We start from the raw sequence: 14,982 nt of genomic DNA on the forward strand, positions 1-14,982 counted from the left end.
AATACACCATGGCAGGACGTTTGAAGGGCAAGGTCGCGGTCGTCACCGCAGCCGGACAGGGCATCGGCCGCGCGATCGCCGAGGCGTTTGTCGCCGAGGGCGCGACGGTCTACGCGACCGACAAGGATGTGGCGCTGCTTGAAGGCATTCCGAAAGCCAAGAAGCGCAAGCTCGACGTGCTGTCGACCAAGGCCGTCGAAGCCTTCGCAGAAAAGGTCGGCCCCATCGACATCCTCGTCAACGCCGCCGGCTTCGTCCATCACGGCACTGTGCTCGACACAGACGACAAGGCCTGGGACTTCTCCTTCGACCTCAACGTCAAGTCGATGCACCGCACCGTCAAGGCGTTCGTGCCCGGCATGCTCGCCAAGGGCTCGGGCTCGATCATCAACATCGCGTCGGGCGCGGGCTCCGTGCGCGGAATCCCCAATCGCTACGCCTATGGCGCGACCAAGGCGGCCGTGATCGGCCTGACCAAGGCCGTCGCGGCCGACTACATCAAGAAGGGCATCCGCGCCAACGCGATCTGCCCCGGCACGATCCAGTCGCCCTCGCTCGACCAGCGCATCATCGACCTCGCCAAGCTGACCAACACGAGCGAGGCCGAGGCGCGGCAGGCCTTCATCGACCGCCAGCCCATGGCCCGCCTCGGCACCGCCGAGGAAATCGCCTGGCTCGCCGTCTATCTTGGCTCCGACGAGGCGAGCTACACCACGGGTCAGATCCACCTCGCCGATGGTGGCTTCGCGCTCTGAGCATATCCCGTGGCGGGGCGCCCCCGGACGCTCCGCCACGGGACGATCTAGCCGATCCCGCGTCGCCTTGCCCACGTCGGCCGCAACGGCCTGACGGCAGAAAAATCAGAGGAAACCCCATGCATATTCTCGTTCTCGGCGGCGCAGGCATGGTCGGCCGCAAATTCATCGAGCGCCTGGCCCGCGACGGCCAGCTCGGCGGCAAGACCGTCTCCAAGGTCACGGCGCAGGACGTCGTCGCCGCCCACGCCCCCGCAGCCTGCCCCTTCACTTTCGACGCCGTGGTCTCCGACGTCTCGATCCCCGGCCAGGCCGAAGCGCTGATCGCCTCGCGCCCCGATATCATCATCCATCTCGCCGCTGTCGTGTCGGGCGAGGCCGAGGCCGATTTCGACAAGGGCTACCGGATCAACCTCGACGGCACGCGCTATCTCTTCGAGGCGATCCGGCATGCCGGCGACGGCTACAAGCCGCGCCTCGTCTTCACCTCCTCCGTGGCGGTCTTCGGAGCGCCCTTCCATGACAAGATCGCGGACGAGTTCTTCACCACCCCGTTGACGAGCTACGGCACGCAGAAGGCAATCGGCGAATTGCTGCTGGCGGATTATTCGCGGCGTGGCTTCTTTGACGGCGTCGGCATCCGCCTGCCCACGATCTGCGTGCGCCCGGGCCTGCCCAACAAGGCGGCGTCGGGCTTCTTCTCCAACATCATCCGCGAGCCCCTCGCCGGCCATGACGCAGTGCTGCCGGTCTCCGACCAGGTCCGGCACTGGCATGCCTCGCCGCGCTCGGCCGTCGGCTTCCTTGTCCATGCCGCGACCATGGACACATCAGCGATCGGCCCGCGCCGCAGCCTGACCATGCCCGGCTATTCCTGCACGGTCGCCGAACAGATCGAGGCCCTGCGCAAGATCGCCGGCGACAACGTCGTCGCCCGCATAAAGCGCGAGACTGATCCTGTGATCGACGGCATCGTCGCCGGCTGGCCGCGCAATTTCGACCCGCAGCGCGCGATCGCGCTGGGCTTCAAGGCCGAATCGAGCTTCGAAGAGATCATCCGCGCCCATATCGACGACGAGCTCGGCGGCACCTTTGTAAAGTAAGGGTGAGCCCACCCCGTCATTGCGAGCGCAGCGAAGCAATCCGGTAGCCGCCGAGCGTCCTCCGGATTGCTTCGTCGCTACGCTCGTCGCAATGACCGAAAGGCTATCGCCTCACGCGTCGCAAGGTGCGCGAAGCGTCTCTCCGACGATCGCGTCGTCGGCGAGTTCCGGCGCATGCGCCCAGCCGCTGGTGCCCCAGTTCTTCAACGCCGACCAGGTCGAGCGATCGAGCCGGTACTGCTCGCAGGGGAACAGCCCGCCCCGCGCCGGCAGCGACTTCAGGAATGAGCCCTCTGCCCTGAAGCCGGACTTCTCCAGCACACGGCGCGAGCCCGGGTTGATGACGCGCGTATCGGCCTCGATCGCAGGCAGCTCGACCAGCGAGAACAGCGAGTCGATCAGCGCCTGCACGGCTTCGGTAGCAAAGCCCTTGTTCCAGTGCGGCGTGCCGAGCCAATAGCCCAGGAACGGCACCCCGGTCGCCTGCCTGTGTGCCCCGATCATGCCGATCAGTTCGTTGGGCCTGGAGCGCGGCGTGATCGCCAGCACGAGATGCTCACCCAGGGCATTGCCCTTGCGCATCGCAAAGATGAAGGGCTCGACGGCATCGACCGGATAGGGATGCGGGATCGAGGCCGTCATCTCGGCCACTGATTTCTCGCCGGCGAGGCGCAGGATGGCAGAGCTGTCGGCCATGCGCGGCCAGCGCAGCCAGAGGCGGCGGGTTTCGAGCCGGAAGACGTCGTCGCGGGTCAGTTCGGGGAACATCTGAGTCTCTCCGTCGGCCAAAACGAAAAAGGGAGCTGGGATTTTGTCCCACCTCCCCTTCGCTGACCTTTGGGAAACCCGTGTCGGGTCTTGACCCCTGATCCGTTCCGGTTCGATGGAACCGGCGGATCGAGGAAATTTCCCTATCCGCCGTTTATTCTGCGGCCTGTTGGGCCGGGACTACGTTCACGAAAGCTCGGCCGAGTTTCGTAATGAATCGGACGCGGCCGTCCGTAAGCGCGAACAAGGTGTGATCCTTGCCCATGCCGACGTTCGCGCCCGCGTGCCATTTCGTGCCGCGCTGACGAATGATGATGTTGCCGGTGACGACGGCCTGGTCGCCGAAGCGCTTGACGCCGAGGCGCCTGCCTGCGGAGTCGCGACCGTTGCGGGATGAACCGCCTGCCTTTTTGTGAGCCATAACGCCCTACCTCAAAAAACTCTGTGGTCTCTCTAACCCGAATCGGCGGCAAAAGCCACCCGGTCCGGAGATGAAACGCCAGAGCATGATGCCGAGCCGCGGAAACCCGCTTGCGATCGGCATCTTGCCCTAGGCTTTTAGCTGGGAAGACTGACGGTTGGTGTCAGTAGTCCTCGCCCGAAGCCAGCTCGGCCTGGTCGGCCTTCGCACGCGGGGGCTTGCCGGCCAGGAGTTCCTTGGCCTGCTCGACCCACTCTTCGCGGGTGGCGCGGCCGCGGAGCTTCAGCTCCTCGTCCCACTTGGCGACGTCGGCCTCGGACCAGGCGGCGATGTCGTTCCACGAGGTGATGCCGGCAGCGCGCAGCTTCTTCTCGATGGTGGGGCCGACGCCCGAGATCAGCGAGAGGTTCGAGGCGTCGAGGGCGCCGGCTTCTGCCTTGGCGGCAGCCTTGCCCTTGGTGGCTCCCGAAGCGGCCTTGAGCGCGACAGCGCTGGCATCGCCCTTCTTCATCTCCGGCTTCTTGCCGCCGGTGAGGATGTCGGTGATGCGCACGACCGTCAGCTCGGCGCGGAAGCCGCGCTTGCGCTTCGAGTTCTGGCGGCGACGCTTCTTGAAGGCGATGACCTTCTCGCCGCGGGCCTGCTTCACGATCTCGCCGGCGACGGTGATGTCGCCGAGGAAGGGCGCGCCAATGGTCGAGGTCTCGCCATCGGTCAGCATCAGCACCTCGCCGAAGGCGACGGTGTCGCCAGGCTCTCCAACGAGCTTGGCGATGGTGATTTCATCGTTCGCGGCGACGCGGAACTGCTTGCCGCCGGTTTTGATGACTGCGAACATCATTGTTCTCCATGTTCAGCCCTGTCCTGTCATGACCTCTGGAGCGAGGCGCAAGCGGGACAGCTTTTTGGCAGTCGTTGCGGGTTTGGTGTGCTCTGTCGCGCGTCAGGCACGCGATACGCGAAACCAGGACGCCAAAAGAGATCAGGCGCGGGTTTCCCCACGCCGGACTTGGGCTCAATAGTAGGCGTCTCCGGCAAGGTCAAGCGAAAGCACGGGGACGGGCACGATTAAACACGCATCCGAGGCTTGCCTCCTGCCGATCCCCCGTGTAGTTACCAGCCCGCTTCGACAGCAGCGACCGCGGACAGGTGGCAGAGAGGTTGAATGCACCGCACTCGAAATGCGGCATACCCGCAAGGGTATCGGGGGTTCAAATCCCTCCCTGTCCGCCATTGCCGCCGCTTTCTGCGCCGCACGGCTTTCGCCATACCGCTTTTATAGGCTCGCCTCGCAGCGGCGTGGCGCCTCATGATGTCCGGACCGGATGCTTTTACCGGTCGCCACACCCCGCGCCCCGCAAGGCCTGCAGTCCGCCTGTTCGCCTCAGCGGCTGCACTTGAAGGCGACGCCCGACATGTCGGGGCCCTTCCATTTGATGTCGGCGACCGTGGATTGGACATGCGTGGCGCCCAGGTCCGCGCCCGCGATCTTCAGCCGCGCCAGCGCCGAGTCGCGCGCCTGGTCGCGCAGCTGGATCTCCCGCAGCGAGGAGGCGCCATCGACAGGACCGAGCCGCGCGCAACCCTCGACGACGACAGGGCTCTCCGTCACCACGACAACGTTCGAACGCGACGTCGCGACGGCGCAGGCGCCAAGCGCAAGCAGGGGCAACAGCAGAACGGAGCGCAGCATCGGGAACCTGTCCTCAGGCGAAGCGCACCGGCGCGCCTCGCGCCCATGATCCCCGCCCTCGCGGCAATTTCAAGAGCCAGGAGCAGAGATTGCCGCCAGCGCCTTTGGATTGCACTCGCGCAAGCCATGGTCTACCCGTCGCGCCATGTTGAGATTCCGCGCGCGAACGCCAGTTCCGCCGGGATCGCCAGGGAGCCGCCGAGCGAGGTGGCGACGCAACCTCGGAAGGACTGGCCATGGCCCGCAAGAAATCAAAGCCGCTGGATGCCGAATTCGTCATGTTCGATGTCGTCTACAGCGACGGCTCGCGCACCTCTAACCGGCGCGTGCCGACCGCCATGCTCGGCGGCCTCGATGGTGACGAACCTGCCCGAGAGGTAATCGCGGAGCAGGATCAGGTTATCGCTGAGAAATCCGGCAGACCGGCGCTCGCGATTGCGACAATCACGCGTTCAGTCAAGTCTGTCGAAAAGCCTAGCCGAAAGGCCGGCTGACGCGCCACTACGTGGGAGCGGCGCAACAGGGCCGAGTATTCTAGGACCTGGTGGCATAGGCTTAACCTAATCGGGCCGGTTGTTCTTGACCTGCAACCATCCGTGCATTTTAAGTCCAAACAGCCACTTGGGAGGCTGAAAAGGAAAAACTGATGCGTTCCGTTCTTATTGTTGGCGCAATGGCCGCCATGCTCGCCGGCTGCCAGACCACGCAAGAGTCGCTGGCCGACGCCGAAATCACCTGCGAGTCGCAGGGCTTCCGCCCGGGCACGCGCGCTTACCAGCAGTGCCGCTCGGCCAATTATGTCGAGAACCGCCGCGCTTCGAACGAGGCCGGTAACGCTGTTGCCGCCGGCGTCGCCGCCGGCGTCATCGGTGGTGCACTCGTTGCCGCCGACAACCGCTCCTATTACGGCCGCGGCTACTACGGCCGCCGTGGCTGGTGGTGATCGCTGAGCGCGCAATCCCGCTAGGGATGCGCGCCCGTCCCCATCGGGGATGAACAAGAAGGGCCCTGCGGCACGCCGCAGGGCCCTTCTTTCGTTTAGCCAGCGGCTGATGCGTCAGCGCTTGGCGGCCCGCCGGCGCGCAGGCGCCTGATCGCTCGAAGAACTGAGCAGCGAGCCGATCACGTAAACCGCGATGCCGACGCCCAGCAGCGCCGCGATCGGCTCCTTCTGGGCACGGCTGGCGATATAGCGGCCGCCATGCTCGGCATAATCGCGAGCATCGCCGCCATAGCTGCTGAGCCAGTCCTGCCCGGTCTTCAGGGCGCCCTCTCCAGTCTTGGCGGCCTCATTGCCATAGCTCTGGAACAGACCGCGGAGCCGACCGTAATCAGGTTGGTAGCGCTCCCAGGCAGGCGCACGCTGCTCGCGCAGGCTCGCCCAGGCGATCAGTCCGACGCTCAGCGCACCAAGGCCGAAGGCGACGAGCGGGTGGCGCTCGACGGCCTCCATCACCGCCTCGCCGCCCTCGCGCGCGGTCTCGAGCGGATCCATCTCGGTCAGAGCAGCCTTGGCACGCGAATAGCCGTCCTTGACGCTCTCGGTCGCACGTTCGGCCGCGTCGCTTGCCTTGGCCCGCAGATCGCTGGTCGCATTCGCCACGTCATCGGCCGCCTCGTCCCAATCCTTCGGCACGTCAGGCGGAAATTTGTTCATGGTCGCCATCGCGGGGCCCTCCAATTGAAGAAACATATGGTCAGAGAACGAGGTACGGCAGGGAGAGTTCCCCGCCTGGCGCAGAAAGATGGCCCCGCGGCCGCGTCGCGACCATCTGATGTCCGGCGAGCGAAAAGGTAGCCGGCAAAGGCCCGAGCCAAGGCCCGCCGCCGGTCATGACTCCGTCAAGATTGAATGAGACGCCTTGCTCAAGGACGACGCTCACCGGACAGGAGACGCTCATGCAAGCGCAGCACCTCCAGATCGCCCAAGCCGGCATCTTGTCGGACCCTGAATGGATCGCGCTCGAAAGCCTCGAGGAGCAGACCAGCCATTTCATCTTCGACGACGACATGCTCGTCATCCTCAGGGACCGTGGCATGGCCGAACCCAGGGATGGCCGCTGGCGCGTGACGGCTCATGGCCACAAAGCCCTGACCGAACGCAGCATGTGAGTCCGGCCGGGGTTTCCGGCGCCCTGCCCCATTCCTCTGCCCCTTAACTGCGAGCCGGATCGGTGCGATCGTCGCCATCCGGCTCTCCCTTTTCCGGACGCCTTCCGGATCAACCGACAGCACAGGCGCCATGGCCAAGCCCGTCAGCATCACAGTTTCCCATGAGCTCGGGCGCGAGGCTGCGGTCGCGCGACTACGCGGCGGCGTCGATCGCATTCGCGACAAGCTCGGCATGGTGAAGATGCAGCTCGTCGAGGAGGACTGGCAGGGAGACACCCTGCATTTCGGCGTGGCTGCGCTCGGCTACACCGTGCGGGGAAAACTCGAGGTCGAGGACGCCCTCGTGCGCGTCGAGATGATGCTGCCCTGGATGCTCGCGGTGTTCGCCGAGAAGCTGAAGCTCGGTGTCGAGAAACAGGGCCAGATCCTGCTCGACAAGCCGCGCCCCTGACCAGGCGCGGAGCCGTCTGCGGCGCAGCGCAGCGTCCCGGGCGGCCCCGGGGCTGAACTTCGGCGGTTGAATTTCGGGGCTGCAGCCCTCATGGTCTTGGAATCGCCCACAATTCGCCCGCACCGGAGCGCTGATGCATCACGGCCCCCTGATCGCTATTCTTGTCTCGGGCCTCGGCCTTGCATTTGTCTTCGGGGCGGTTGCCCAAAGGCTGCGAATTTCCCCGCTGGTGGGCTACCTCCTGGCCGGCGTAGCGGTCGGGCCGTTCACGCCCGGATTCGTCGCCGACCAGAACCTCGCCAACGAGCTCGCCGAAATCGGCGTGATCCTGCTGATGTTCGGCGTCGGCCTGCATTTCTCGCTGAAGGACCTGCTCTCGGTGAGGGCGATCGCCGTGCCCGGCGCGCTGGTCCAGATCGGCGTCGCGACGCTGCTCGGGCTGGGGCTGGGGCTCGCGCTCGGCTGGAACCTGGCGGCAGGCCTCGTCTTTGGCCTGGCATTGTCAGTCGCCAGTACGGTCGTGCTGCTGCGCGCGCTTCAGGAGCGCAGGCTCGTCCAGACCGAGAAGGGCAAGATCGCGGTCGGCTGGCTGATCGTCGAGGATCTCGCGATGGTCCTGACGCTGGTGCTGCTGCCGGCGATCGCCGATGCGCTCAACGGCGCACGGCCGGGCACCCCGATCCCGCTCGCGGGGCGCTTCGACTTCGGCCTATGGGGCGTGCTCGGGCTGACCCTGGCGAAGGTCGCCGCCTTCGTCGCCTTCATGCTGATCGTCGGGCGCCGCATCATTCCCTGGATCCTGCACTGGGTCGCTCATACCGGCTCGCGCGAACTGTTCCGGCTTGCGGTGCTGGCGCTGGCGCTCGGCGTCGCTTTCATGGCGGCAAGCCTCTTTGGCGTCTCCTTTGCGCTCGGCGCTTTCTTCGCCGGCATGATCCTGAGCGAATCGCCGCTGAGCCAGCGCGCCGCGGAGGAAACGCTGCCGCTGCGAGATGCCTTCGCGGTGCTGTTCTTCGTCTCCGTCGGCATGCTCTTCGACCCCGGCATCCTGCTCAGCGCGCCCCTGCCGCTCCTGGCGACGCTGGTCATCATCCTGTTCGGCAAGTCCGCCGCGGCCTGGCTGATCATGCGCGCCTTCGGACGCTCCCACTCGGTCGCGCTGACGATCTCGGCCTCGCTGGCGCAGATCGGCGAGTTCTCGTTCATCCTGGCGGGGCTCGGCGTCGCGCTCGCGATCCTGCCCGAGCAGGGACGCGATCTGATCCTGGCCGGCTCGATCCTCTCGATCCTGCTCAATCCGGTCATGTTTGCGCTTGTGGACCGGTTCGCTGCCGAGCCCGCCTCCGCAAAGCCCAAGCCCGCTGGCAGCATCGGGCCGCAGGCAGAGGCCGAACCCGAACCCGAGCGCGACATCGCCCCCACGACCCTGTCGGGACATACGGTGATCGTCGGCTATGGCCGCGTCGGTGGCCTGCTCGGTGCTGGCCTGGTTGCTTTGGGCGATACCATCCTGGTCATCGAGGACCAGTCCGATGCCGTCGCAACGGCCCGGCTGCACGGGGCGGAGATCCTGCTGGGCAATGCGGCCGACCCCGTCGTGCTCGCTGCCGCTGGCCTTGCCCGCGCCAAGCGGTTGTTCGTCGCCATTCCGGAAAGCTTCGAGGCCGGCCAGGTCTGCGAGCAGGCGCGTCGCGACAATCCGGAACTCCCGATCATCGCCCGCGCCCATTCGGATGCGGCGGTGGAGCACCTCACGCGCTGCGGCGCTACGCTGACGATCATGGGCGAGGCCGAGATCGCCCGCGCCATGCTGGCGCTCTGTCAGAAGCCAGCTGCCCCCGATGCCGCCGGTACCGCGCCGGCCTGAGCCGGCACGGATCGTTACCGGCGCCGGGGACGATCAGCCCCGGCCGGCCGGGAAGGTCAGCGGCGAGATCTCGAGATGGTCTCGCTTGGCCCAGTCGAGTGCCTTGACCTGTGGCTCGGCCCGGCGCTGCGCTTCCTCGAGTTCGGCAGCCGCGCTGGCATAGTCCATGGTCAGGACCTTGCCGTTCTCGACGACGGTCACGCCGTCTACGATCACCGTGGTCACGGCGCGCTCGCCGGCCGCGTAGATCAGGCTGCGGATCGGGTCGCGCAGCGGCCGCATCATCGGATGCGTCACGTCGACCATCACGATATCCGCCTTGGCGCCCTTGGCGAGCCGGCCGATATCGTCGCGGCCGAGAGCCTTGGCGCTGCCCAGCGTCGCTGCGTTGAACGCGTCAGTGGTCCTGACGTCGAAGACATCCTCCGCCATCATCCGCGAACCGATGCAGACGGCGCGCAGCTCTTCCAGCATGTGATGGGGATAGGTGTCGGTGCCGATGCCGACATTGACGCCGGCGCCCACATACTGCCCGAAACTCTGCATCGCTATGCCCCGCCGCTGGAACACCACGGGGCAATGGGCGACGGTCGTGCCGGTCTCGACCAGAGCGCCGAGATCGTCGGTCGCCGGCCACTTCACCGAGGAATGATGGTCGAGGAAGATGCCGTGGCCGATGATCGAGAACGGTCCGAGCACATCGAGCGATTCCAGCCACTCGACCGGCGTCATGCCATGCCGCCGCGTGATCTCGTGGAACTCGACGACGCTCTGGGCGGCGTGGATCTGGAAGGGCAGCTTGCGCGCCTCGGCCTCGGCATAGCTCGCCTGGATCAGCTCCGGCGTGCAGGTGTCGATCTGCGAGGGCGAGACCATACCCGAGAGACGGCCGCTGTCGTCGGCGGCAACCTCATCGAGCAGCTTCATCGCCGCCACCATCGCGGCTTCGCCGGCCTTGGCATTCCATTCGTATTTCGCGAGATGGCCGTTGTCGGTGTACCAGCGCGCCGAGCGATACATCGGCGCGAAGACGGCTCGCAGGCCTGAGGCCTTGAAGGTCTCGAGCCAGCCATCCCAGGCGACCGACATGTCGACCAGCGTGGTCACGCCCGACATCAGCAGCTCGGAATAGCTCACCTGCGCGCAGGACTTGATGCCCTGCGCGTCGCAGCGGAACAGCGGCATGAACTCGTAGAGTGCCGTGCCGTACATTTTCGGCGAGCCGAGCTCGTCGTTCCAGCCCTTCGTCATCGCCTCGGAGGAAGGATGCGAGTGGATGTTGACGAGGCCGGGCATGACCATCCGGCCACGGCCGTCGATCGTCACATCCGCCCGGCCCTTGAAGCTGCCCCCGACATGCAGGATGCGGTTGCCCTCATAGGCGACGTCTCCGTCGCGGAGATAGACATGCCCCTTGGTCTTTGCGTCGTAAGCGACGATCCAGCTGGCATTGCGAATCAGGGTCACAGGCATCGGCATCGGCTCCGGTGAATCTCAGGCGAGATCGAAGCGGATATCCTGCGCGCCGTCCATCAGCGTCTTGCGGCCCAGCGTATAAAGGTTCTCAAGGCCCGCGGTCAGGGTGATGAAATGGTTACCGGCGAGCTGGCCGACCTTGCTGGCGAAATGCACGCCGCCATAGGCCAGAAGGATCTCTGTCTCGCTGATTCCACCGGGATAGAGGATGATCTGACCCGGCGCCGGATAGCTCGTATGGTTCTCGTAGCCAACGCCGAAATCGAGCTCGCCGAGCGGCATCCAGACGCCTTCGCCGCTCCAACGCACATGGATGACCTTGCTGAGGAAGGGCAGGTGACGCAGGAACGCCGCGCAGGTCTTTGGCGCCGCCTCCAGTTCGAGCTTCCCCTCGAAGGTGAACGGGCCGGCGGTGATGATCAGCTTGGTCATTGAGGCTGGACTTTCCGTAAGGGTGGGCCTTTGGTGAATCTGGAAGCGAGGTCTACGAAATCGCCTCCTTGAGGTCGAGCGTCCCGGTCGCGCCGATCGCCTCGTAGTTGCGCTTGAGCCAGTGCCTTGCCGCCGTCCGGCCCATGTCGCGCAGGCGCAGCAGGAACGTCCAGTCGGAGTTCATCCGCGAGGACGATGTCAGCGCGCCCAGCGGCGCACCACCGTCGATGCGGTGCATCAGCACGCGCTTGTACTCGTCGACCGGCAGCTTGCCGGAATCGATCAGCCGGTTGACGAAACCGATCGCGCGCAGTTCGCGCAGCAGCGAGGCGTTGAAGGTGATCTCGCTCAGCCGCTCCTGGATGGCGCGCGGGTTGGTCGGCAGTTCCTTGCGCTCCAGCGGATTGATCTGGACCAGCATGATGTCGTCGCAATGGGTCTCGTAGAACAGCGGGTAGAGCGCCGGATTGCCCATGTAGCCGCCGTCCCAATAGGCGTGGCCCGCGATTTCGACGGCCTGGAATACCATCGGCAGGCAGGCCGAGGCCATGACATGGTCGGGCGTCAACTCGGGACCGTTGAAGACCTTGATCTTGCCGGTGCGGACATTGGTGGCGGCGATGAACAGCTTGACGTCATCGCAGCCGCGCACCTTCTCGAAATCGATGAGATCGGCGATCACGCCGCGCAACGGGTTGATGTTGAGCGGATTGACGTCGTAGGGGCTCGCGACCTTCTGGAACATTTCGAGCCAGAGCAGCCCCGGCGGCGTGCCGTTCTTGCCCCAGGCACCGAGCATGGTGTCGATCAGCGAGCGCTGTGCCCCGCCATAGCGCCCGTCGAGGCTGATCGCGCGCCAGAAGGCTTCGAGTTTTGTGCGCGCGCCATCGGCCCCGCTCTCGATCCAGCCCTCGGTGAGCACGACGGCGTTCATCGCGCCGGCGCTTGTGCCCGAGATCGCCTCGATCGCGATCCGCCCATCCGCGAGGATGGCATCGAGCACGCCCCAGGTGAAGGCGCCATGCGCACCCCCGCCCTGCAGCGCCAGCGAGACGGTCTTCTCGGCCTTGGGGCCGGCGAGGCCCTTGACCGGGGCCAGCGCCTTCTTGCGGCCGGTCACGCCGCGGTCCAGCCGCCATCCATCGGCAGGATCGTGCCTGTCATCGACTTCGCGGCATCCGAGCACAGGAACACGGCCAGCGCCGCGACCTGCTCGACGGTGACGAACTCCTTGGTCGGCTGCGCCGTCAGGAGCACGTCGTTGATGACCTGGTCCCGGGTCAGCCCGCGCGCCTTCATCGTGTCAGGGATCTGCTTCTCGACCAGCGGCGTCCAGACATAGCCCGGCGCGATCGCGTTGACGGTGATGCCGGCGGTCGCGACTTCGAGCGCCACCGTCTTGGTCAGGCCTGCGATGCCGTGCTTGGCCGCGACATAGGCGGATTTGAAGGGCGAGGCGACGAAGGCATGGGCCGAGGCCGTGTTGATGATGCGGCCCCAGCCCTTGGCCTTCATCTTCGGCAGGGCGGCGCGCGTCGCATGGAAGGCCGAGGACAGGTTGATCGCGATGATCTGGTCCCATTTCTCGATCGGGAACTCGTCGACCGGCGCGACGTGCTGGATCCCGGCATTGTTGATCAGGATGTCGACCGCTCCGAACGCCTGCTCGGCCTGCGCGACGAAGGCGGCGATCTCGGCGGGCTTCGTCATGTCGGCGGCGGAAAACACCACCTTGACGCCGAACTCGCCTTCGAGCCCCGAACGGAGCTTTTCCGCCTCGTCTGCCGGCAGGATGCCGTTGATCACGAGGTTGGCGCCCTCCTTGGCGAGCGCTCGGGCATAGGCGAGGCCAATGCCGGAGGTCGATCCGGTGATGGCAGCAGCACGGTCTTTGAGGAACATGAGCGTCAAGGCTCCTGACAATCGGGGAAAAAATGCTTAGGTTCGGCGCAAGCCGGCAATATGCCCATGGTCCCTAGGGTCACGGCAGGTTGCCCGATGCTCCGTCGCAACGCAACACGGCCGAAATGCAGCCACACGCCCACGATCACGCCGAACACGGTCATGACAGCCATGACCACAGCGTCTGCCGTCACGCCCATGACCACGCCCGTCATGCAGGCGAGGCGCTGGAGCGCGCTGAGCGGATCTGCCGCGAGCGCGGCCTGCGCCTGACCCCGATCCGCCGCAAAGCGCTGGAGGCGCTGCATGCCGACCATCGTCCGGTCGGCGCCTATGATCTGGCCGATCGTATCTCGCCAGCGGGCGGGCGCCGGCTCGCGCCGATCTCGATCTACCGTGCGCTGGACTTCCTGGTGGAGCAGGGCTTCGTGCACCGCCTCTCCTCGCGCAACGCCTATCTCGCCTGCCTGCACGGCCATGGCGCGGGCGAGGTCGTAGCCTTCCTGATCTGCGAGGCCTGCGGCGGCGTCGACGAGGATTCCTCCCCCGCGATGAAACAGGCCGTGTCCGCGATCACCGCGTCGCGCCAGTTTCAGCCCCAGCATCAGGTCGTCGAGATCGTCGGCCGCTGCGAGCATTGCCGGAACCTGCCAGCATGAACGAACGCGTCACGCCCCCCTGCCTGCCCGACCAGGCCGGCCCCCAGGCTCGCCGGAACACCGTCCCCGTCATGGTCGGCACTATCGCAGTCGGCGGCGGCGCGCCGATCGTGGTTCAGTCGATGACCAACACCGACACCGCCGACATCGCGGGCACCGTCGCGCAGGTGGCTGCGCTCGCCCGCCAGGGCTCCGAGCTCGTCCGCATCACCGTCGATCGCGACGAGGCGGCCGCCGCCGTGCCTTTCATCCGCGAGCGGCTCGACCGGATCGGCGTCGACGTGCCGCTCGTCGGCGACTTCCACTATATCGGCCACAAGCTCCTGACCGACCATCCGGCTTGCGCCGAGGCGTTGGCGAAGTACCGCATCAACCCCGGCAATGTCGGCTTCAAGGACAAGAAGGACAGGCAGTTCGGCCAGATCATCGAACTCGCGATCAAGCACCGCAAGGCGGTGCGTATCGGCGCCAATTGGGGCTCGCTCGACCAGGAGCTGCTGACCGCGCTGATGGACGAGAACGCCCTCTCCGAGCGCCCGCTCGAGGCACGCGCCGTGATGCGCGAGGCAATGGTGCAATCTGCGCTGTTTTCGGCGCAGCGTGCCGAGGAGATGGGCCTGGGCAAGGAGTACATCATCCTGTCCGCGAAAGTCTCGGGCGTGCAGGATCTGATCGCAGTCTACCGGACGCTGGCGAACCGCGCCGACTACGCCATCCATCTCGGCCTGACCGAGGCCGGCATGGGCTCCAAGGGCATCGTTGCCTCATCGGCCGCGCTCGGCATCCTGCTGCAGGAGGGGATCGGCGACACGATCCGCTTCTCGCTGACCCCGGAGCCCGGCGGCGACCGCACGCTCGAGGTCAAGGCTGCGCAGGAACTGCTGCAGACCATGGGCTTTCGCGCCTTCACGCCGCAGGTCGCGGCCTGTCCCGGCTGCGGCCGGACCACGTCGACGGTGTTCCAGGAACTGGCGCGCGACATCCAGACCTGGATCGCCACCTCGATGCCGGAGTGGAAGACGCGCTATCCCGGCGTCGAGACCCTCAACGTCGCGGTGATGGGCTGCATCGTCAACGGCCCCGGCGAATCCAAGCATGCCGATATCGGGATATCGCTGCCCGGGACCGGCGAGGCGCCGACCGCGCCTGTGTTCGTGGACGGCAAGAAGGTCAAGACATTGCGTGGCGCCGGCATTGCCGCCGAGTTCAAGCTCATGGTCGATGATTATGTCGCCCGGCGCTATGGCGGGCGTGCAGACGCTGCCGAGTAAAACGAAGCGACTTCGCGCTGCAATCCTGCGCGCGGCTTTGCGCAGGCCTTACATTGTGCTAGAGGCCCCGGC

General features: G+C 66.1%; 18 protein-coding genes and 1 tRNA gene. 10 read left to right on the forward strand and 9 right to left on the reverse strand.

All coding sequences use genetic code 11. The features are described 5' to 3' along the window. Positions 1 to 8 precede the first annotated feature (8 nt). Together AC1D2L_RS22375 and denD are read left to right on the forward strand one after the other, a co-directional pair. Positions 9 to 755: an SDR family oxidoreductase gene (locus AC1D2L_RS22375; RefSeq protein ID WP_476848110.1), complete on the forward strand. Its 747-nt coding sequence runs from the start codon at positions 9 to 11 to the stop codon at positions 753 to 755. Positions 756 to 874: 119 nt separating this feature from the next. Then, complete coding sequence (gene denD / locus AC1D2L_RS22380) at positions 875 to 1,858, forward strand: D-erythronate dehydrogenase (protein WP_476848111.1); 984 nt, start codon at positions 875 to 877, stop codon at positions 1,856 to 1,858. A 111-nt stretch (positions 1,859 to 1,969) separates the two neighbouring features. Here denD and AC1D2L_RS22385 read toward each other — a convergent pair whose 3' ends face one another. The 3 genes from AC1D2L_RS22385 to rplU all read right to left on the reverse strand — a co-directional run bounded on the left by AC1D2L_RS22385 (position 1,970) and on the right by rplU (position 3,885). Continuing rightward, complete coding sequence (locus AC1D2L_RS22385) at positions 1,970 to 2,626, reverse strand: GNAT family N-acetyltransferase (protein WP_476848112.1); 657 nt, start codon at positions 2,624 to 2,626, stop codon at positions 1,970 to 1,972. 154 nt (positions 2,627 to 2,780) lie between these two features. Then, positions 2,781 to 3,047: a 50S ribosomal protein L27 gene (rpmA, locus tag AC1D2L_RS22390; protein ID WP_476848113.1), complete on the reverse strand. Its 267-nt coding sequence runs from the start codon at positions 3,045 to 3,047 to the stop codon at positions 2,781 to 2,783. A 163-nt stretch (positions 3,048 to 3,210) separates the two neighbouring features. Beyond that, positions 3,211 to 3,885 carry a 50S ribosomal protein L21 gene (gene rplU / locus AC1D2L_RS22395; protein WP_476848114.1) on the reverse strand — a complete coding sequence of 225 codons (675 nt, stop codon included), beginning with the start codon at positions 3,883 to 3,885 and terminating at the stop codon, positions 3,211 to 3,213. Between the two features lie 305 nt (positions 3,886 to 4,190). Here rplU and AC1D2L_RS22400 point away from each other — a divergent pair. After that, a tRNA-Ser gene (locus tag AC1D2L_RS22400) sits at positions 4,191 to 4,280 on the forward strand. A gap of 151 nt (positions 4,281 to 4,431) precedes the next feature. Here AC1D2L_RS22400 and AC1D2L_RS22405 read toward each other — a convergent pair. Further along, positions 4,432 to 4,740: a hypothetical protein gene (locus AC1D2L_RS22405; protein WP_476848115.1), complete on the reverse strand. Its 309-nt coding sequence runs from the start codon at positions 4,738 to 4,740 to the stop codon at positions 4,432 to 4,434. A 236-nt stretch (positions 4,741 to 4,976) separates the two neighbouring features. On the opposite strand from AC1D2L_RS22405, the gene AC1D2L_RS22410 reads away from it, so the two are divergent. Then, on the forward strand, positions 4,977 to 5,234 hold the full coding sequence (locus AC1D2L_RS22410) for a hypothetical protein (RefSeq protein ID WP_476848116.1): 258 nt from the start codon (positions 4,977 to 4,979) through the stop codon (positions 5,232 to 5,234). A 152-nt stretch (positions 5,235 to 5,386) separates the two neighbouring features. Next, complete coding sequence (locus tag AC1D2L_RS22415; protein WP_476848117.1) at positions 5,387 to 5,683, forward strand: hypothetical protein; 297 nt, start codon at positions 5,387 to 5,389, stop codon at positions 5,681 to 5,683. A gap of 114 nt (positions 5,684 to 5,797) precedes the next feature. Here the strand turns inward: AC1D2L_RS22415 and AC1D2L_RS22420 are convergent, their stop codons facing one another. Next, entirely contained in the window at positions 5,798 to 6,406 is a 609-nt protein-coding gene (locus AC1D2L_RS22420; RefSeq protein WP_476848118.1) for a hypothetical protein, read from the reverse strand. A gap of 233 nt (positions 6,407 to 6,639) precedes the next feature. On the opposite strand from AC1D2L_RS22420, the gene AC1D2L_RS22425 reads away from it, so the two are divergent. The 3 genes from AC1D2L_RS22425 (at position 6,640) to ybaL (ending at position 9,170) form a co-directional block, all read left to right on the forward strand. Then, positions 6,640 to 6,852 carry a hypothetical protein gene (locus AC1D2L_RS22425; RefSeq protein ID WP_476848119.1) on the forward strand — a complete coding sequence of 71 codons (213 nt, stop codon included), beginning with the start codon at positions 6,640 to 6,642 and terminating at the stop codon, positions 6,850 to 6,852. 130 nt (positions 6,853 to 6,982) lie between these two features. Next, positions 6,983 to 7,303: a polyhydroxyalkanoic acid system family protein gene (locus tag AC1D2L_RS22430; protein ID WP_476848120.1), complete on the forward strand. Its 321-nt coding sequence runs from the start codon at positions 6,983 to 6,985 to the stop codon at positions 7,301 to 7,303. Positions 7,304 to 7,433: 130 nt separating this feature from the next. Further along, positions 7,434 to 9,170 carry a YbaL family putative K(+) efflux transporter gene (ybaL, locus tag AC1D2L_RS22435; RefSeq protein WP_476848184.1) on the forward strand — a complete coding sequence of 579 codons (1,737 nt, stop codon included), beginning with the start codon at positions 7,434 to 7,436 and terminating at the stop codon, positions 9,168 to 9,170. 33 nt (positions 9,171 to 9,203) lie between these two features. Here the strand turns inward: ybaL and AC1D2L_RS22440 are convergent, their stop codons facing one another. Genes AC1D2L_RS22440 through AC1D2L_RS22455 form a run of 4 tightly spaced genes read right to left on the reverse strand, consistent with a single transcriptional unit; the run spans position 9,204 to position 12,980 of the window. Beyond that, positions 9,204 to 10,643: an amidohydrolase family protein gene (locus AC1D2L_RS22440; RefSeq protein ID WP_476848121.1), complete on the reverse strand. Its 1,440-nt coding sequence runs from the start codon at positions 10,641 to 10,643 to the stop codon at positions 9,204 to 9,206. 21 nt (positions 10,644 to 10,664) lie between these two features. After that, entirely contained in the window at positions 10,665 to 11,078 is a 414-nt protein-coding gene (locus AC1D2L_RS22445; protein ID WP_476848122.1) for a DUF3830 family protein, read from the reverse strand. A 52-nt stretch (positions 11,079 to 11,130) separates the two neighbouring features. After that, positions 11,131 to 12,198: a patatin-like phospholipase family protein gene (locus AC1D2L_RS22450; RefSeq protein ID WP_476848123.1), complete on the reverse strand. Its 1,068-nt coding sequence runs from the start codon at positions 12,196 to 12,198 to the stop codon at positions 11,131 to 11,133. Further along, positions 12,195 to 12,980, reverse strand: a complete 786-nt coding sequence (locus tag AC1D2L_RS22455; RefSeq protein ID WP_476848124.1) for a 3-hydroxybutyrate dehydrogenase — start codon at positions 12,978 to 12,980, stop codon at positions 12,195 to 12,197. Before AC1D2L_RS22455 ends, AC1D2L_RS22450 begins: the two co-directional genes overlap by 4 nt. A gap of 125 nt (positions 12,981 to 13,105) precedes the next feature. Here AC1D2L_RS22455 and AC1D2L_RS22460 point away from each other — a divergent pair, with 125 nt between their 5' ends. Both AC1D2L_RS22460 and ispG read left to right on the forward strand, forming a co-directional pair. After that, on the forward strand, positions 13,106 to 13,639 hold the full coding sequence (locus AC1D2L_RS22460) for a Fur family transcriptional regulator (protein WP_476848125.1): 534 nt from the start codon (positions 13,106 to 13,108) through the stop codon (positions 13,637 to 13,639). Next, entirely contained in the window at positions 13,636 to 14,910 is a 1,275-nt protein-coding gene (gene ispG / locus AC1D2L_RS22465) for a flavodoxin-dependent (E)-4-hydroxy-3-methylbut-2-enyl-diphosphate synthase (RefSeq protein WP_476848126.1), read from the forward strand. Before AC1D2L_RS22460 ends, ispG begins: the two co-directional genes overlap by 4 nt. The last annotated feature ends 72 nt before the right edge of the window (positions 14,911 to 14,982 follow it).

It is taken from the genome of Allobosea sp. P1_B10, from assembly GCF_056406735.1.